At 66.9% G+C, this 17,268-nt stretch carries 16 protein-coding genes; 13 read left to right on the top strand and 3 right to left on the bottom strand.

Going from position 1 to position 17,268, the window contains the following annotated elements:
- Positions 1-132: 132 nt before the first annotated feature.
- The 3 genes from ACZ50J_RS02565 to ACZ50J_RS02555 all read left to right on the top strand — a co-directional run bounded on the left by ACZ50J_RS02565 (position 133) and on the right by ACZ50J_RS02555 (position 2,677).
- On the top strand, positions 133-828 hold the full coding sequence (locus ACZ50J_RS02565) for a response regulator transcription factor (RefSeq protein WP_464299725.1): 696 nt from the start codon (positions 133-135) through the stop codon (positions 826-828).
- Complete coding sequence (locus ACZ50J_RS02560) at positions 825-1,988, top strand: sensor histidine kinase (protein ID WP_464299724.1); 1,164 nt, start codon at positions 825-827, stop codon at positions 1,986-1,988. The genes ACZ50J_RS02565 and ACZ50J_RS02560 overlap by 4 nt, the downstream gene beginning before the upstream one ends.
- Positions 1,989-2,335: 347 nt before the next feature.
- Positions 2,336-2,677, top strand: a complete 342-nt coding sequence (locus ACZ50J_RS02555; protein ID WP_464299723.1) for a YciI family protein — start codon at positions 2,336-2,338, stop codon at positions 2,675-2,677.
- A gap of 44 nt (positions 2,678-2,721) precedes the next feature.
- Here the strand turns inward: ACZ50J_RS02555 and ACZ50J_RS02550 are convergent, their stop codons facing one another.
- Both ACZ50J_RS02550 and ACZ50J_RS02545 read right to left on the bottom strand, forming a co-directional pair.
- Entirely contained in the window at positions 2,722-3,186 is a 465-nt protein-coding gene (locus tag ACZ50J_RS02550) for a DinB family protein (RefSeq protein WP_464299722.1), read from the bottom strand.
- Positions 3,187-3,206: 20 nt separating this feature from the next.
- A complete protein-coding gene (locus ACZ50J_RS02545; RefSeq protein ID WP_464299721.1) occupies positions 3,207-3,668 on the bottom strand; it encodes a phage tail protein in 462 nt (153 codons plus the stop codon).
- Between the two features lie 246 nt (positions 3,669-3,914).
- Here ACZ50J_RS02545 and ACZ50J_RS02540 point away from each other — a divergent pair, with 246 nt between their 5' ends.
- Genes ACZ50J_RS02540 through ACZ50J_RS02530 form a run of 3 tightly spaced genes read left to right on the top strand, consistent with a single transcriptional unit; the run spans position 3,915 to position 5,921 of the window.
- Positions 3,915-4,292, top strand: a complete 378-nt coding sequence (locus ACZ50J_RS02540) for a YciI family protein (RefSeq protein WP_464299720.1) — start codon at positions 3,915-3,917, stop codon at positions 4,290-4,292.
- Between the two features lies 1 nt (position 4,293).
- Positions 4,294-4,680, top strand: coding sequence for a YciI family protein (locus ACZ50J_RS02535; RefSeq protein ID WP_464299719.1), 387 nt, complete (start codon positions 4,294-4,296; stop codon positions 4,678-4,680).
- Positions 4,677-5,921: an RNA polymerase sigma factor gene (locus ACZ50J_RS02530; RefSeq protein ID WP_464299718.1), complete on the top strand. Its 1,245-nt coding sequence runs from the start codon at positions 4,677-4,679 to the stop codon at positions 5,919-5,921. The genes ACZ50J_RS02535 and ACZ50J_RS02530 overlap by 4 nt, the downstream gene beginning before the upstream one ends.
- A 52-nt stretch (positions 5,922-5,973) precedes the next feature.
- On the opposite strand, the gene ACZ50J_RS02525 is transcribed toward ACZ50J_RS02530, so the two are convergent.
- On the bottom strand, positions 5,974-7,308 hold the full coding sequence (locus ACZ50J_RS02525; RefSeq protein WP_464299717.1) for a D-arabinono-1,4-lactone oxidase: 1,335 nt from the start codon (positions 7,306-7,308) through the stop codon (positions 5,974-5,976).
- A gap of 75 nt (positions 7,309-7,383) precedes the next feature.
- On the opposite strand from ACZ50J_RS02525, the gene ACZ50J_RS02520 reads away from it, so the two are divergent.
- The 7 genes from ACZ50J_RS02520 (at position 7,384) to ACZ50J_RS02490 (ending at position 16,981) form a co-directional block, all read left to right on the top strand.
- Entirely contained in the window at positions 7,384-7,785 is a 402-nt protein-coding gene (locus tag ACZ50J_RS02520) for a nuclear transport factor 2 family protein (protein WP_464299716.1), read from the top strand.
- A gap of 3 nt (positions 7,786-7,788) precedes the next feature.
- On the top strand, positions 7,789-8,232 hold the full coding sequence (locus tag ACZ50J_RS02515; protein WP_464299715.1) for an AAA family ATPase: 444 nt from the start codon (positions 7,789-7,791) through the stop codon (positions 8,230-8,232).
- 47 nt (positions 8,233-8,279) lie between these two features.
- Positions 8,280-9,914: an HNH endonuclease signature motif containing protein gene (locus ACZ50J_RS02510; protein ID WP_464299714.1), complete on the top strand. Its 1,635-nt coding sequence runs from the start codon at positions 8,280-8,282 to the stop codon at positions 9,912-9,914.
- Positions 9,915-9,936: 22 nt separating this feature from the next.
- Positions 9,937-10,473: an NUDIX hydrolase gene (locus tag ACZ50J_RS02505; protein WP_464299713.1), complete on the top strand. Its 537-nt coding sequence runs from the start codon at positions 9,937-9,939 to the stop codon at positions 10,471-10,473.
- A 167-nt stretch (positions 10,474-10,640) separates the two neighbouring features.
- Entirely contained in the window at positions 10,641-11,051 is a 411-nt protein-coding gene (locus tag ACZ50J_RS02500; RefSeq protein ID WP_464299712.1) for a YciI family protein, read from the top strand.
- A gap of 3 nt (positions 11,052-11,054) precedes the next feature.
- Complete coding sequence (locus tag ACZ50J_RS02495; protein ID WP_464299711.1) at positions 11,055-12,194, top strand: RNA polymerase sigma factor; 1,140 nt, start codon at positions 11,055-11,057, stop codon at positions 12,192-12,194.
- Between the two features lie 206 nt (positions 12,195-12,400).
- Entirely contained in the window at positions 12,401-16,981 is a 4,581-nt protein-coding gene (locus tag ACZ50J_RS02490) for a GH92 family glycosyl hydrolase (protein ID WP_464299710.1), read from the top strand.
- Positions 16,982-17,268: the final 287 nt, after the last annotated feature.

The raw sequence follows: 17,268 nt of genomic DNA, 5'->3' as shown, positions 1-17,268 counted from the left end.
ACCATCATGGCCCCCACCCTGACCGGCCACTGTTGCGATCACACGTGCTGAACCCTGAAGAAACGATCAAGAAATGCCGCCTCCGGCCCGCCCGACACCCACCACCCCGGCCGCGGCGCGGATGATGACCTCATGCCTGACACCCCCGCCACCGTGCTGGTCGTCGAAGACGAGAAGGACCTCGCAACCATGGTGCGCTCCTACCTGGAATGCGCCGGATACACCACTCGCCTAGCGCACACCGGACCCGACGCCGTCCAGGCCGCACACGAGGCGCGCCCGGACGTGATCGTCCTGGACCTGGGTCTACCGGGCCTGGACGGCATCGAGGTCTGCCGCCAGGTGCGCACCTTCACCGACTGCTACATCCTGATGCTCACCGCACGCGCCGACGAGGTCGACACGATCGTCGGGCTGTCCGTGGGCGCGGACGACTACATCACCAAACCTTTCCGCCCCCGCGAACTCATCGCCCGCATCCAGGCAGTGCTGCGCCGACCGCGGCAACCAGTCACGCCCGGCCCGGGTCTGCGAGTCTTCGGCCCGTTGACGGTCGACCCGGCCGGTCGACGCGTCACCCTTGACGGCCAGGTCCTGGAAGTAACCCGCACCGAGTTCGACATACTCGCGCTGCTGACCGCCTCGCCGGCCACCGCATTCCCGCGCCGGGCGATCATCGACGCCGTATGGGATCCGGCATGGGTAGGTGACGAACACGTCGTCGACGTCCACATCGCCCACCTGCGCAGCAAACTGCACGACGACCCCAACCAGCCGCGGTACATCGACACGGTGCGTGGCATCGGCTACCGGATGGTGTCACCATGACACGCACCACTACCAAAGGTCCCGGCCTCGGCATCGGCACCCGGCTCGTCCTGGCGCAGGGCCTGGTCGTGGTCTGCGGAGCGCTCACCGCCACCGGAGTCGCCGCAATCGTGGGACCACCCCTGTTCCACCGGCACCTGCTGATGGCCGGCATGCAGCCCGACACCCCGGAACTGAGACATATCGAGCGCGCCTACACCAGCGCCAGCACGATCGCCCTCGGCACCGCGGTGGTCATCGCCCTGGTCGCCGCAATCGCCGTCACCTGGTACCTGTCTCGACGGCTGACGCGACCGATCGTGCAGCTGGCGGCCGTCGCCGAACGACTCTTCGACGGCGACTACACCGCCCGTGCCGAACCCTCCAACGCCGGACCCGAACTGGCCAGCCTCACCAACACCCTCAACCAGGTCGCCGAACGCCTCCAGCACACCGAGGCCACCCGTCGCCGGCTGCTGGCCGACCTTGCCCATGAGCTACGTACTCCGATCACCACGATCGAGGCCTACCTCGACGGCTTGGACGACAACGTCACCGCGTGGGGGCCCCAACCGGCGCGCGTCCTGCGCGATCAGACGAACCGGTTGCATCGTCTCGCCGAAGACCTCAACGACGTCTCCCGCGCCGAGGAGGGCAAACTCGACCTCGTCCCTGAGCTGAGCCCGGTGGAGCCGATGATCCACGCCGCAGTCGAAAGCCTGCGCCCGACTTGCGCGGCCGAAGGCGTCCACCTGAGTCATACGTGCGACGGGCCCAAACCGGTCGCGTACGTGGATGCGCACCGTTTCAGCCAAGCGCTGAGCAACGTACTGACCAATGCGTTGCGGCATACCACCCGCGGCGGCGAGGTCAGCATCCGCACCACCAGCGATGCCCGGTCGGTCACCATCACTGTCACCGACACCGGCGACGGCATACCTGCGGATCATTTACCGCACATCTTCGAACGTTTCTACCGCGGCGACCTCGCCCGGGACCGCGACCGCGCCGGCAGCGGCATCGGGCTGACCATCTCCCGCGCCATCACCCACGCACACCACGGCACGCTCACGGCCGACAGCGACGGGCCAGGCACCGGGGCGCGGTTCACCTTCACCCTGCCCCGCATCCCGGTGCCCGACGTCGACCCGCCCTCGCCTCGCGCCGTCGGCCCGCGCTGACACCTGCACGCGATGGATGCCTCGCGGCAGGCCGTGCTTCGATGCGCGCTTATCTGTGGGACAGCGGCGCACCGTTCGTCATCCTGCGCAACGGCTGGTACCTGGAGAACTACACCGACCAGCGCGGAGCTGCGCACCTTCCTCAAGGTGATCCCGGCGCCGGCACGACTCGCCTATCGACTGATCGGCCGTCGCCAGTTCCGCCGTGAGACCCGGTTGATCCGCGGCTGACGCACCGCCGCTGCCCGAACGTCATTCGATGCGTCGACCCTGTCGTATCCATCGCATGCTGTTCGTGGAGATGATGAGGTGAGCACCGGGTTCGCCGTCGCAGCAAAGGATCTGACATGACGCAATTCATCATCTACTTCAACCAGCAGTGGGTCGGCGAGCACAGCGAGGAATGGTTCGGCAGTCGCGGTCCACTCGCCAAAGCGGTGGTCGAGGAGATGAAGGACGCCGGCGTGCACGTCTTCGCCGGCGGACTGGACGAGGATCTCGACAACGCGTTCAGTGCCGATGCCACGAGCGGCACGCTCGAGATCACCGACGGCCGGTTCGGCACGAGTGAGGAGTACCTCGGCGGCCTGACCATCGTGGACGTCGCCGATGCAGCAGCCGCCAAGGTGTGGGCCGGCAAGATCGCCGAGGCGTGCGGCTGGCCGCAGGAGGTTCGACCGATCGGCTGACGCCGGCGCGCGGTCAAGGTGGTCCGACTCGGAGCCGGGCGGTGTCAGTCGAGCACCAGGCGCTGTCGACCGTCGAGCAGTTCGCGGACTGCGTCGAGATGGCCTGCGTGCGTTGCGGTTTCGACGAGCACGTGCAGCAGAACCGATCGTAGGTCGGGAAACTCTCCGGGTGCGTCTTCGGGATTCGCCGGCGGTTCGTCGAGTCCGCGCTCGGCGATGATGGTGTCCGAGACGGCGATGGCATCGCGGTAGGCCTGCACCACATCGGCCACGGACTCGTCATCACCGACGATCCAGTCGGCGTTGTCGCCCTCCGGCCAGAAGTCCAGTGGCCGTCCGGCGACGACCACCTCGAACCAGAACCGCTCGTCGGAGACCGTCAGGTGTCGGACCAGTCCCAGACAACTCCACCCGGACGGCAGCACGGGCCGGCGCAACTGCTCGTCGGAAAGGCCCTCCAGTTGCGTCAGCACGTGCTCGCGCTTGGCGGTCAACCAGGCGAGCAGCATCTCGCGCTCTCGGTCGACGGTCAGTGCTCACCCTTGATGACGAAGTAGGAGCCACGGATCGTGCCGGCGAGCTTGGACTTCTGCCGGGCGAACTTGAACGCACCCAACTCCTCCGGGACCTCCATGCCGTCCGACAGCTTGAAGCCGACGGCACGCTTGCCGCCGTCGTCGACGGTGTACATCACGTTGATCGACAGGCCGCTCTCGTAGAAGACGTAGGCCATCTTGATGTTCTCGACCTGGAACTGCGTCGCCTCCAGCGCGGGCGACGCGATGACGATGTCGCGCTCGTCCTGCAGAATCTCGCTCACCCAGTCGACCGCAGCCTTGGCGTCGGCCGCAGGCTCGACGGTGAAAGTGTGGTCGTACTTGTTCTTGAAGTAGCGCGCCTCGTTGGCCCGCAGACCCGCGAGCGCCTCTGCAACGGGCGAGGATTCGAGGCCGACGGTCGAGACGGTCTTGAAGTCAACGACGTAGGACATGCAGCACTCCAAATGATCAGGACAGTGGGCGCCATACGGCTGTCCCACCCTAGCGGCGACCTCGTCGGATCGACCGGCGCCGGTGACTTGCGTCGTCCGACCCTTGTGGCCGCCGGAGAGATCTTGAGATTCTTCTCCGGCAGGTGTCGTATCAGGGCGCTCGCGTTCGTGGTGTTGGTATGACGGCCACCCGGGCCGTCCGCGCCGAGGACACCGCGTCCTCGTGCAGCCCGAGAGGAGACGGCAGTGCCGCAGTATCTGATCGCTTTCAACGACGAGTGGGTCGGCCACCACACCGTCGAGCAGTTGCGCGCGAAGAGCAAGTTGTCGCTGGCCGTGATCGACGACATGAAGCGCGACGGTGTCTTCGTCTTCACCGACGGCGGCATCGGCGCGGACACCGCACTGTGCAGCGTGGAGTCGAAGGACGGCGAGGCAGTCTTCACCGACGGGCCGTACGTCGAGACGAAGGAACACCTCGGCGGCTTCTGCGTCGTGCAGGTTGCCGACGACGACGCCGCACGCATGTGGGCGGGACGGCTCGCGGTCGCACTCGAGTGGCCGCAGGAAGTACACCGGTTCCCCAGCCGGGAAGAGATCCTCCAACTCAAGGATGGTGAGTGACATGCCCAAGTACATGATGTCGGTCTACGGGCCGGCCGAGCGCCAGGACTTCAGCGGCTACGCGTCCAAGGACGAGATGATGCAGTCGATGGCCGAGACCGGCGCGTTCAACGAAAAGCTCGAGAAGGAAGGGCATTTCGTCTATGCGGACGGGTTGGCCGAGGCGAGCACCGCGACCACCGTCGACGGCAGGGGCGACAAGCCGATCGTCACCGACGGCCCGTACCTGGAGGCCAAGGAGTACCTCGGCGGTTTCTGGGTCATCGAAGCCGCGGACCTCGACGAAGCTCTCGCTCTCGCAGCGGAGGGTTCGAAGGCGTGCCGCGGCAAGGTCGAGGTCCGGCCCTTCCACACCGAGGAATCCTTCAAGGCAATGCTGGAGTCGTGACCGACCCTTCGGTCGACGCAGCGATCACCCGGGTCCACCACGAGGAGTGGGCCCGGGTGGTCGCGGGCCTGGCTCGTCGGTTCGGCGATCTCGACATCGCCGAGGATGCTGCGGCGGAGGCATTCGCGGCCGCCGTCGAACGGTGGCCGCTGGACGGCATACCTCCGAACCCGGGTGGGTGGCTCACCACCACCGCGGCTCGCAAGGCGATCGACCGGCTGCGGCGAGAGTCGCGCCGTGATGCCAAACATCAGGAGGCTCAGCTGATGGTCGACGAAACTCCTGCCGCACCAACGGGTCCCGTCGAGGACGACCGCCTTCGTCTGGTCTTCACCTGTTGTCACCCGGCGCTCGCGATGGAGGCTCGGGTCGCGCTGACGCTGCGGTTGCTCGGCGGGCTGACCGTCGCCGAGATCGCGCACGCGTTCCTCGTGCAGGAGACGACGATGGCGCAGCGGATCACCCGCGCCAAGGCGAAGATCAAGGCGGCGCACATCCCCTATCGAGTGCCGTCCTCTGCCGACATACAAGAGCGATTGGCCGGGGTGCTCGCCGTCGTCTATCTGGTCTTCAACGAGGGGTATCTCGCCAGCGCCGGCGACGACCCAGTGCGCGCGGAGTTGACCGACGAGGCGATTCGCCTCGGGCGGCTGCTGCGTGCACTCCAGCCCGAAAACGGTGAAGTCACAGGGTTGCTCGCACTGATGCTGCTCACCGACGCACGACGGGCGGCGCGGCTCTCCCGCACCGGCGAACTCGTGACCCTCGACGAGCAGGACCGTGGCGCGTGGGATCGCGAGTTGATCGCCGAGGGCCATTCCCTGGTCCGCGAACGGTTGGCCGCGGTCGCCGCTGGTGGGACAGCGCCCGGGCGGTATCAACTGCTCGCGGCGATCAACGCCGTGCACACCTATGCGCCGGCCGCCCGCGACACCGACTGGTCGCAGATCGTCACGCTCTACGATCGTATGGCGCGGCTCGATCCGTCGCCGGTCGTGCGTCTCAACCGGGCAGTCGCCGTCGCCGAACTCGACGGGCCAGTCGTCGCATTGGGCGAGATCGACCGACTCACCGACTCGCTGGACGGCTATCACGCGTTCCACGCGGCGCGTGCGGATCTGTTGCGACGGCTGGGCCGCAGCGGCGAATCACGGACGGCCTACGACCGGGCGATCGAGCTCGCCGGAAATCCGGCGGAGCGCGCATATCTCAGCCGTCGCAGGGACCAGCTGGCCGGTTGACCTCAGCCCAGTGGTGGCCGAGGAGCGAGGCACGAGCGTCTCGAGGTCCCGCCTACTCGCCGAGAACCCTGTCGAGGAACGGGTTGGCGAACATCCGATCCGGGTCCAGTTGCGCACGAACGCCAGTGAAGTCGTCGAATCTCGGGTAGAGAGAACGCAGTTCATCGGCACCGTGGTCCAGCTCCTTGCCCCAGTGCGGACGTGCGTCCAACGCATGCATGCGTCGCCAGAACTCCGCGAAGTAGCGGTCGCGATGTCCCAAAACTGCTGTGTACGCGCCCAATTGGACGACGTCCCCCCCATACGCCGGGCTGAGCCAACCGGTGTCGCCCTTGACGAAGCGCAGCTCGGTGATGAAGTTGACGTGGACCGCGGCGTCGTCGACGACCTGCACGGCCGCGTCGAACGCGGCCCCACCGCTCGCCAATGGGATTGACGCCTCGGTCTCGGTATGGCGTGCCGGCATCGGCGTCGAGAAGAGCATCGGACTCGGCCCGATCCGACTGGCCTTCTTGAGAGTTCGGCCCGCCATACGGTTGAAGGCCGGGACCCAACCGGACTGCATGCGCTGCGCAGCGAAGACCGCCGGCAGCAGGCTCCGGTGGACGATCCGCTCGTCCACGAACCGATCGGCGCGCACGGCGACGAGATTGCGCGGGGCCGGAGCCCGCTCGTAGCGGAAGACGAGTGCGTTCGGCGTGTGCGGCATCCACCAGACCTTGGTGTATTCCGCGCTCGTGCTGATCTCCGGCAGCGCGGCCGCGACGTCGCCGACAGGCAGCCATTCGATGCGTTCGCGCAGCGCGAACGCCGGCACGACCTCGATGCCGACGCGCGTGATGATGCCGAGTGCCCCGAGATGAACCCGCGCGGCGTCGAGCCGAGGATCGTCCTCGTCCAGATCGAGGACCGTGCCCGTGCCGTCGACCAGCCGGATGCCGCGCACCAGACCGGACAGGTTCGGGTGGGTCAGGCTCGACCCGTGCGTGCCGGTGGCAATGGCGCCGGCGAGCGACTGTTCGGCGATCGACCCGAGGATCGGGAGCGCCAGGCCGCGCTCGGCCAGCGCCGCGTTCAGGTCGCGCAGGCGCGTGCCGGCGCGGACGGTCACAGTGGTGTCGTCATACCCGACGATCCCGCGGAGGTTGTCCAGGGAGACGGCAATGTCGGTGGGCGCGGCGATCGGGCTGAAGGAGTGCCCAGCACCGACACAACGGACCCGCCGACCGTCGGCCCGCGCCCGCTGGACGAGGGCGACGACGTCATCTTCCGTGGCGGGCAACTGCCATTGGGCAGGGACCGAACTCGCCGTCCTGGCCCAGTTCGCGAACCGGCCGTCGGTGAGCGCGGGCGATCGGCGCCGGCGGGGAGCGGTCGAACGAGCCATACCCGGACCTTACCGAACAGTAACCACGACAGTCCGTGTCGTAGTGTTCTCGAATCCGAAGGACGAGGAGATCCGATGCACGCCTTCCGTGAAGCAGTCGAGGCCAATGACCACCGAGCGATGGAGGCACTGCTGGCCGACGACGTGCGGTTCACCAGCCCCGTGGCGTTCAAGCCGTATGACGGCAAGGCGATCACCGCCGCCATCCTCCGTGCGGTCACGCGCGTCTTCGAGGACTTCCACTACGTGCGCGAGATCCGTGGCGCGGACGACCGGGATCACGCACTCGTCTTCGAAGCCTCCATCAACGGCACCCTGGTCAACGGTTGCGACTTCCTGCACGTGAACGACGACGGCCTCATCGACGACTTCGTCGTCATGGTGCGGCCGCTGTCCGGCGCCAATGCGCTGGCCGAGGCGATGGGCAGGCAGTTCGAGCAGGTGGTGGCGGAGGCCACCGGGTCCGCCGGCAGCTGAGCCATGCCGCGGGTGTTGATCACCGGGATGTCCGGCGTTGGGAAGACCACGCTGCTGAACGAGCTGCGTCGTCGCGGATTCCGCACTGTCGACACCGATTACGACGACTGGGAACTGCCCGGCGCCGTGTGGGACGAGCCGCGGATGACGACACTGCTGGCATCCCACGACACCATCGCGGTGTCCGGCACGGCGCAGAACCAGGGGTCCTTCTATGACCGTTTCGAGCACGTCGTGCTGCTCAGCGCTCCGCTGAGCGTGCTGTTGGAGCGAGTCGCCATACGCACCAACAATCCGTACGGCAAGTCCGAGGCGCAGCGGGCCGAGATCGCCGAGTATGTCGAGACGGTGGAGCCGTTGTTGCGAGCGGGCGCGACGCTCGAACTGGATGGCCGGCGGCCGGTGACCGACCTCGCGGACGAGGTGGCACTCCTGCTGATTTCGTGACGGAACCGACCTGCCCTTGCAGTGAATTCCGCTGACGCTCAATAGAATTGGACTTCACAAGGCCTTCCCTTTGCGTTCGAACACAGTTATCATTGGGTATGGCGAATCAGCTCCTCCCGACAGCGGATGAGCTGGCGTGCGCGAGCAGTTCCCAATTACTCGAAGCCGCGTTGTGTTTGGTGTCATTGGCCTTCGAGAGCGCCCGGACGGACGTCGATCCGTTGACCAAGGACGGGCTGCTCGAGCAGGTTGCCGCCACTCAGCGGATCGCCAACTCAGCCTTCTCCACGCAGGCGGTGCGCATCGCACAGGCTGCCGCACACGAAGAGGTCTTCGACCCGAAGATCGCTGACACCAGGGTGATTCGGCATCAGCTCGGCTTTGCCGACCAGTGGATCGACACGGAGCTCGCGCCACTCCTTGGCCTCGGTCCGCGGCAGGTCGGCGTGCGCATCGAGCACGCGCTCGACGCTGTGACGCACGCTCCCCGCCTCCTCACCGAAGCAGGCACGGGGCGCCTGGACCCGGAGAAGGTCGGGATCGTCACCGACCTGCTTGCCGGCACGAGTACGACGACCAAGCGGGCCGTCGAGCGGACTCTGCTCCACCAGAGCATCGGCGGACTCACGACCACACAGTTGCGCCGGCGCATGCCGAAGCTGCTGGCGGAGCTGGAGCCCACGTCTGTAGAGCCAGCGGCAAAACGCAGGCGCCGCAAGCAGATCGGCGTGTTCGCCCGGCCACATCACGAGCCCGGCCTCGCGGAACTGACCGCCATACTCCCCACCGCGGACGTCGCGGCAGCCCAGCGCGCGATCGACGAGCACGCGCGGCAATTGCACGCCGGCACGACGACCGACAAGACCCTTGCCGAGTGTCGAGCTGATGCGTTCATCGACCTGTTGTTGCGCAACGTCAACCTCGACACCACGATCGTGTTTCAGCTGCCGGTGCGCGCGACATGTCACGAAACCTTCTCGGGCACAGCGGCATTCGGCGGAACCGGCGGTGGCGACCCGGTCGGTGACGAACTCAATGCCTTGCTCGACGACATGCTCGGCGTGACACCCGATGTCGACAGCTGCCGCTGCACCGATGACGATCCGGAGCTCGACGACCTGAATCTCGACGAACTCGATGACCTGCACCTCGGCGACATCGACTGGGACCGACTGCTCACCGAAGCGAAACGACAACATCCGACCGGCCGCAGCGGCGTGATGACGGCCACCAAGGATCGACCGCTACAGGCCCCACCCGGCAGCCCGTTCGACGATGTCATCGTGCCTGGGGTCGGCGTCATACCGTCCGGCGTCATCGCCCGGTTGGCTCACGCTGTCGGTACGAACGTGACTCGGGCACTGATCGATTCGACCACCGGCACCGTCATCGAGACCATGAGCCGCACATACCGGCCGACGGCCGCGATCCGCCGGCTGGTGACGACCCGAGATCAGCATTGCCGCTTCCCCGGGTGCACCATGCCCGCAGCCAACTGCGAGCTGGACCATGTGATCCCGTGGCCACTCGGCGACACCACACCGGCCAACCTGCACTGCCTGTGCAAGCATCACCACCGCGCCAAGCATGAGACCGGCTGGCGGGTCTCGATGACACCCGACGGCGTGTGCAGCTGGACAAGCCCCACCGGGCGGACCTATCCGACCAGGCCCGCCGACTGATCCCGCTTGCTAGCGTCAGGACATGGCTGGTCCACCCGGGTTCGAGGCTCTCTTCGACCGGTCGTATGTCGCCTACGCCAACGCGGACATCGTCGGCACGTTCGACGAGCCGCCGGCAGAGCTCGTGCACCGGATCCACCTTGTCGCGACCCCGGAACCCGGCATCGTCACGGTCTGCAGCTCCGTCGAAGGTTGGCGGTTCCTCCCCGGCGGCCGACTCGAGCCGGGCGAGGACCTCGAGTCCGCAGCGGGCAGGGAGCTCTTCGAGGAAGCAGGCTCCGCGCCGACCGAGCCGCTTCAGGTCTTCTTCAGTCACATCGCGCACAGCCGCAACACCACGCCATACCTGCCGCACGTGCCGCATCCGGTGATGTGGTGGGTGTTCGCCGTCGTGCCGACCAAGGTCCTCGGCCCGCCTCCGAGCGATCTCGACGGCGCCGAGCAGATCACCGCCGTCCGCCACCTCCCGGTCGTCGAAGCGATCGACTGGATGGCCGAATCGGTCGATGACACCAGTGCCGAGGTGCTGCGGCTCGCGCATCATCTCGAAATCGTCTGACCGACGACGGCCGGTCTCGATACACCTCCCCCGCTTCGCTCCTCCGGCACTCGACCCGCTTCGAAGAATTTCGAAGAAATTTGCTCATCGATGTCGAGATCACGTCGGCGGCTCCGTCCCCTGGATATCTGCGACCACAATGGATCGCACCGACGAAGGGAACGACCATGGCCAAGTACCTGCTGCTGAAGCACTACCGCGGCGCGCCGGACGCGACGCACAACGTCCCGATGGACAAGTGGACCCGCGACGAGTTCGACGCGCACGTCCAGTACATGCGCGACTTCGCGGACCGGCTCGATGCCGACGGCCAGCTCGTGGAGGAGCACGCGCTGACACAGACCGGCATGTGGGTCCGGTATGACGGAGAGGGCAAGCCGGCCGTGACCGACGGCCCGTTCGCCGAGTCGAAGGACCTGATCGCCGGCTGGATGATCATCGACGTGGAGTCCGAGGAGCGTGCGATCGAACTCGCCGGCGAGCTGTCCGCGGCCCCCGGCGCCGGTGGGAAGCCGATCGGCGAGTGGCTCGAGCTGCGTCCGCTGATGACGGCCGAGACTGCTCCGACCTTCGAGTAGTTCATGGACGAGCAGCTGCTGCGGAATGTGGTTCCGGCAGCCATCAGCGCCCTCTGCCGACGGGGAGCAGACTTCCCGTCGGCAGAGGATGCTGTCCAGGAAGCGCTGCTCAAAGCCCTTGCCAGCTGGCAGAATTCGCCACCGAGTGATCCGCTCGCCTGGCTGATCACCGCGTCCTGGCGCCGGTTCCTCGACCAGGTGCGAGCGACGGATGCGCGGCGGGCGCGCGAACTGCGGGTGGCCGAGCAGCCCGATCCGGGAGACGCGCCCGAGGCCGACGACACCCTGCAGCTCTACTTCCTGTGCGCCAATCCGAAGCTCACCAGCCCGTCCGCCGTGGCCCTGACGCTGCGCGCGGTCGGCGGACTGACCACCCGGCAGATCGCGGACGCCTACCTGGTCCCCGAGGCGACGATGGCGCAACGCATCAGCCGGGCGAAGCGCCAGTTGCGAGACACCCGACTCGATGCTCCCGGCGATCTGGGCACCGTGCTGCGCGTGCTCTACCTCGTCTTCAACGAGGGGTATGGCGGCGCGATCGACCTGTCCGCGGAGGCGATCCGACTCACCCGCCAACTCGCCACTCTCACCACCGAACCCGAAGTGCGCGGCCTCCTCGCGCTGATGCTGCTGCACCACGCGCGACGCGCGTCACGGACGGACGACGGCGGACGTCTCGTGCCGTTGCGCGCCCAGGACCGCACGCGCTGGGACACCGAGCTGATCGCCGAAGGCATCGCGATCCTGCAACGCGCGCTGGCGGCCGATCGCCTCGGCGAATACCAGGCGCAAGCCGCGATCGCCGCCCTGCACGCGGACGCACAGACGGTCGAGGAGACCGACTGGGTGCAGATCGTCAGCTGGTATGACGAACTGCTCTCGATCACGAACTCCCCTGTCGTGCAACTGAACCGAGCGATCGCCCTCGGCGAGTCCGACGGAGCCCGGGTCGGACTCGCCGCGCTGGCGGAGGTGGATCCGACCGTCCCACGCCATACGGCGGCAGCGGCATACCTGCACGAGAAGGCCGGCGATCCGGCCGAAGCGGCGGCCCTCTACACCCGGGCGGCAGGCCTGGCGACGAACACCAGAGAACGCGACCACTTGCTGCGGGAAGCCGCGCGATTGCACGATTTCCTTTGAAAACCCTTTACCTTCGCGTGCACCTCTGAACCCACAATTACCGGCCGGTTGGGTCAAGACTGTGACGGTCGTCACTCGTACGACATCTATCCGGAAGTTGATTCTGAGCAAGCACAGGAGGCTTCGGATGTGTGGGCGCTGCGAGGAGCTTGCGACTCGCACGCCGGCACAGAAGAAGCCATCCACGCCTCACGGAGGAGCCACCGTTGCGCCTGGGACCCTGCCTCACCATTGCCACCACGACCTTCGCCATGACGGCGAGCTGTCTGCTGGCGCCACCGATCGCACACGCTGCCGCGGCGAAGGACAAACCCTGGACGACGTCCTTCGAGGCGTCGCAGCCGGTGCCGTCGACGTCCAAGCAGTTCGGCCCGCTGGTCAACGTCTCCGGGACCGGTGACGAGGGCGTCCCGCTCGTCGGGACGGTCGGTGGCGGCCCGACGTCCGGCTTCAATCTGCACAAGGGCACCGGATTCACCGGCACGCACGGACTACATTTCGCCGGCGTCAATCGCGCCGCCGGTCCCGCACGCGGTGCCGACTCGCTCTACGGCAACGTCGGCCACCGGATCGGCACGGGAGATGAGCTCAGTTACAAGGTCTTTCCGGAGCGGGGCAGCAGTTCGTCATACGCCTCGACCTATGTGGCGATCGATCTGATCTTCACCGACGGCACCCGGATGAGCGCGACACAGGACGCGACCGACACCGACGGCTCGCCCATCTCCGCGCGCGGCCACGGCATGCAGAAGGTCCTCTACACCGACCAGTGGAACTCCATCCACATCGACCTGAGCCGGTATGCCGGCAAGACGGTCGACAAGGTCATCGCCGTCTACGACAATCCGGATGACGGTGGTGCGGGCCAGAAGTTCAGCGCCTGGTTCGACGACCTGAGCGTGCAGCAGGCGCCGAAGACCGATCTCGACAACCGCGCGTCCATCGTCGACACCCGTCGCGGCACCCTCTCCTCGGGCGACTTCTCCCGGGGCAACAACCTGCCGGCGACGGCGATGCCGAACGGCTTCAACTTCTTCACGCCGATGACCGACGCGAGCAGCCGCAGCTGGGAGTACAACTACGCATCGACGAACAACGCCGCGAATCTGCCGTCCTTGCAAGGCATCGGGGTCTCGCACGAGCCGAGCCCCTGGATGGGTGACCGTGATCAGCTCGCCGTCATGCCGTCCTCGGATGCGGAGCCGACGTCGACGCTGACCGGTCGTGCGTTGACCTTCGACCACCAGGACGAGACGGCGCGACCAGATCTCTACAGCGTGAAGTTCACGAACGGGATCACGACCTCGCTGACGCCGAGCGACCACGCCGGCGTCTACAAGTTCAGCTTCCCCGGAGCGACCGGTTCGGTGCTGCTGGACAAGGTGGCCGGCGATTCGCAGCTGCACGTCGATGCCGACGGCACCGTCACCGGCTGGGTCGACAACGGCAACTCCGACGGCGCCACCCGAATGTTCGTGTATGGCGAATTCGACCGCGCCCCAGCCACATCCGGCGACGCCACCGGTGACCGGTCGGCCAGCGCCCGCTACGCGTCGTTCGACACCTCCTCGGACAAGACCGTCGAGCTGCGACTCGCGACCTCCTTCATCTCCAGCGATCAGGCCAAGCACAACCTCGACCAGGAGGTGACCGGCAAGTCGTTCGATGCGGTGCAGCACGCCGCGAACTCCGCCTGGAACGAACGCCTCGGAGTCATCGACGTCACGGGCGCCGGGCGCACCCAGTTGCAGTCGCTCTACTCCAACCTCTACCGGATGAATCTCTATCCGAACTCGCAGTACGAGAACGTCGGCACGGCCGCGAAACCCAAGTACGAGCACGCCAGTCCGGTCCTGCCCACCAAGGGCGATGCCACCGACACCGCAACCAACGCACAGGTCGAACCCGGGAAGATCTACGTCAACAACGGCTTCTGGGACACCTATCGCACGGAATGGCCGGCCTATTCGATGCTCTACCCGAAGCTGGCCGACGAGCTGGTCGACGGTTTCGCCCAGCAGTACCGCGAGGGTGGCTGGATCGCACGCTGGTCATCGCCCGGGTATGCCGACCTGATGACCGGCACCAGCAGTGACACCGCGTTCGCGCAGGCCTACCTCGACGGCAGCCTCGACACCAAGACTGCACTCACGGCATACGACGCGGCCCTGAAGAACGCCACCGTGCGTTCAACCAACAGCGCGGTCGGCCGCAAGGGCCTGCAGACGAGCCCCTACGCGGGCTACACGTCAACGAACACAGGCGAATCCGTCTCCTGGTCGCTCGAGGACTACATCAACGACGCCGGCATCGCGAAGATGGCGACCAAGCTGGCCAAGGACCCGAAGACCCCGAAGAACCGGGTCGCGCAGCTGAAGAACGACGCCGCCTACCTCACTTCCCGGTCCAAGGACTACGTCAATCTCTTCAACCCCGACACGGACTTCTTCCAGGGACGCAACGCGGACGGCTCCTGGCACACGTTCGGCGGCAAGGCGTTCGACCCGACCAGTTGGGGCGACGTGTTCACCGAGACCGACGGATGGAACTTCGCCTTCCACCCGACATACGACATCCCCGGCCTGGAAGCGCTGTACGGCGGCAGCAAGGGACTCATCGCCAAGCTCGACAAGTTCTTCGCAACACCCGAAACCGCCTCCAATCCGGGCGGATACGGCGGCACGATCCATGAAATGCGCGAGGCGGCGGCGGTCCGCATGGGCCAACTCGGAATGAGCAACCAGCCCTCGCACCACATCCCCTACGTGTATGCCGCGGCGGGCAAGCCAAGCGAGACACAGGCCAAGGTTCGTGAAATCACTCGACGCCTCTTCGTGGGCAGCGACATCGGCGAGGGCTACGCAGGCGACGAGGACAACGGTGAGACCAGTTCCTGGTACATCTTCTCCGCGCTCGGTTTCTATCCGATGTCGGTCGGCTCCGGACAGTACGTCATCGGTTCGCCGCTCTTCAAGACCGCCACGGTGCACCTCGCCGGCGGCAAGAAGCTCACGATCGACGCGCGCGACAACAGCCCGCAGAACGTCTACCTCCAGTCGGCGACGCTCGACGGAAAGCCCTTGCAGAGCGCGACGATCGACGCATCGCTGCTGCAGAAGGGCGGCAAGCTGACCTTCCAGATGGGACCGAAACCCTCGAGCTGGGGCGCGAGTTCGAGCAAGGGCACACCCGCCACGCCGCTGTATGACGCCACGACGCCCGGCTACGGCACGACGACCTCGTCCGACGGCACCTCAACGACCGCATTGACCGACGACGACTCGTCGACCGAGGCGGGCTTCACGTCGAAGACACCGACGATCACCTGGAAGAGCGGCTCCGGCCCGATGACGGTCGACCGCTACACCCTCACCAGCGGGACCGGCGGCGGAACCCCCACCGCATGGACGCTCGAGGGCTCGCACGACGGCGGGAAGTCGTGGGTGCGGCTCGACAAGCAGCAGAACCGGAAGTTCCGGTGGGACGACCAGCTGGTCCCCTACTCGATCGCGAAGCCGGGCTCCTATGACGCCTACCGGCTCCGCATCACGGCAAGCAGTGGTGGAGCGCCGAAGCTGTCCGAGTTCGAGTTGTCGGCGAATCCCGCTGGGACACAGGGTGATCTGGCGGTCTCCCCGGTGCACGGACTCAAGGCCACGGTCGGCAGTCGGCTGACCTCGACGTTGGCTGTGGTGAGTGGGGTCTCGGGCGATGCGGGGCCGGTCACGGCAACGGCGGACTTCCACGACGGGAAGGGCCCACAGCCCGCGACCGTCACGAAGACCCCGCTCGGCAGGTATGCCGTCAGCGCTCCGCACACGTTCGACGCGGCCGGCCTCACCTCGGTCGATGTGGCAGCGAGTGTTGCCGGCAAGCAGGTGTCGGCCGCCGTCGAGGTGGATGTCAGCCGGGATCAGCTCTTCGCCGACACCATGAACGGTACCTGCATCGGGACTCCCGGGTCCGGCGCCGACTGCGACGCCGGCGGCGTGGGCTTCTCACGAACATCGTTGGCGGACAACGGTTTCGTGCAAGGCGAGACCGAGAAGGTGCCGGGCACGGCGCTCTCGTATGACGTGCCGAAGCCGGTCGACGGCAACGACAACGTGGTCGCCGACGGCCAGACCGTGACGTTCGATCCCGGCACGAATGCCACCAAGATCTCGGTCATCGGCACCGCCACCCAGAAGGACCTGAGCGGCACCGGAACGATGCACTTCTCGGACGGGTCGACCGCACCGCTCGCCATCGGTTTCGGTGACTGGGTCGGCGCGGCCGGTGCGCCGAAGTTCGGCAACGTCGTGGTCGCGAAGTCGGCCGGGCGTGTTTCCGGCGGCGGCACGGACGGGCTCACCGCGGCGATCTTCTCGACCGCACCGGTGGCGCTGCCGAGCGGCAAGCAGCTCGTCTCGATCACCCTGCCGGCTGCTGTCGGATCCGCGTCCTCGGACGGTCGCATCCACGTCTTCGCAATCGCCTCGGACGGGGACCGGTCCGCGACGTACACGCCGATCACCCTTGCTCCGCAGAGCGTCCCCGATCAGCACGCCGGCACGTCATTCACTGCCGAACTGGCAACGGCGACAGGTGGTTCGGGCACACCGACGGCAACGGTCAACTGGGGCGACAGCTCGCCGATGGCGACAGCCGACGTGACCAAGTCGGGCGACGGCTGGTCGATCAAGGGTGGCCACTCCTACCCGAAGGCGGGTACCTACACGGTGACCGTCACCGCGGACGACGGCGTCAAGAGCGAAGCGACCACGACGAAGGTGACCGTCTCCTGAGCCCACGCCGGTCGAGCACGGCGAGCCCCAAGCGGGTCGAGTAGGGCGAGCCGCTGGGCGAGGCCGTATCGAGACCCCACACCCACGCCGGTCGAGTAGGACGAGCCGCTGGGCGAGGCCGTATCGAGACCCCACCCCCACGCCGGTCGGGTAGGGCGAGCCGCTGGGCGAGGCCGTATCGAAACCCCACACCCAAGCGGGTCGAGTAGGGCGAGCCGCTGGGCGAGGCCGTATCGAGACCTCGCCAGGTCTCGATACTCGACCAGCTTCCACCGCGGTCGTACGGC

Source organism: Flexivirga sp. G2, assembly GCF_055397625.1.
Note: the sequence above shows the minus strand (reverse complement) of the source record. Positions and strands in the feature narration are given on the sequence as shown.

Excerpts from the sequence above, each read along its gene's own strand:
- ACZ50J_RS02550 (WP_464299722.1), bottom strand. The coding sequence starts at position 3,186 with ATGCTGCTCGCCTGGTTGACCGCCAAGCGCGAGCACGTGCTGACGCAA.
- ACZ50J_RS02500 (WP_464299712.1), top strand. The coding sequence starts at position 10,641 with ATGGCCAAGTACCTGCTGCTGAAGCACTACCGCGGCGCGCCGGACGCG.
- ACZ50J_RS02520 (WP_464299716.1), top strand. The coding sequence starts at position 7,384 with ATGCACGCCTTCCGTGAAGCAGTCGAGGCCAATGACCACCGAGCGATG.
- ACZ50J_RS02495 (WP_464299711.1), top strand. The coding sequence starts at position 11,055 with ATGGACGAGCAGCTGCTGCGGAATGTGGTTCCGGCAGCCATCAGCGCC.
- ACZ50J_RS02505 (WP_464299713.1), top strand. The coding sequence starts at position 9,937 with ATGGCTGGTCCACCCGGGTTCGAGGCTCTCTTCGACCGGTCGTATGTC.
- ACZ50J_RS02525 (WP_464299717.1), bottom strand. The coding sequence starts at position 7,308 with ATGGCTCGTTCGACCGCTCCCCGCCGGCGCCGATCGCCCGCGCTCACC.
- ACZ50J_RS02555 (WP_464299723.1), top strand. The coding sequence starts at position 2,336 with ATGACGCAATTCATCATCTACTTCAACCAGCAGTGGGTCGGCGAGCAC.
- ACZ50J_RS02545 (WP_464299721.1), bottom strand. The coding sequence starts at position 3,668 with ATGTCCTACGTCGTTGACTTCAAGACCGTCTCGACCGTCGGCCTCGAA.
- ACZ50J_RS02560 (WP_464299724.1), top strand. The coding sequence starts at position 825 with ATGACACGCACCACTACCAAAGGTCCCGGCCTCGGCATCGGCACCCGG.
- ACZ50J_RS02515 (WP_464299715.1), top strand. The coding sequence starts at position 7,789 with ATGCCGCGGGTGTTGATCACCGGGATGTCCGGCGTTGGGAAGACCACG.
- ACZ50J_RS02565 (WP_464299725.1), top strand. The coding sequence starts at position 133 with ATGCCTGACACCCCCGCCACCGTGCTGGTCGTCGAAGACGAGAAGGAC.
- ACZ50J_RS02535 (WP_464299719.1), top strand. The coding sequence starts at position 4,294 with ATGCCCAAGTACATGATGTCGGTCTACGGGCCGGCCGAGCGCCAGGAC.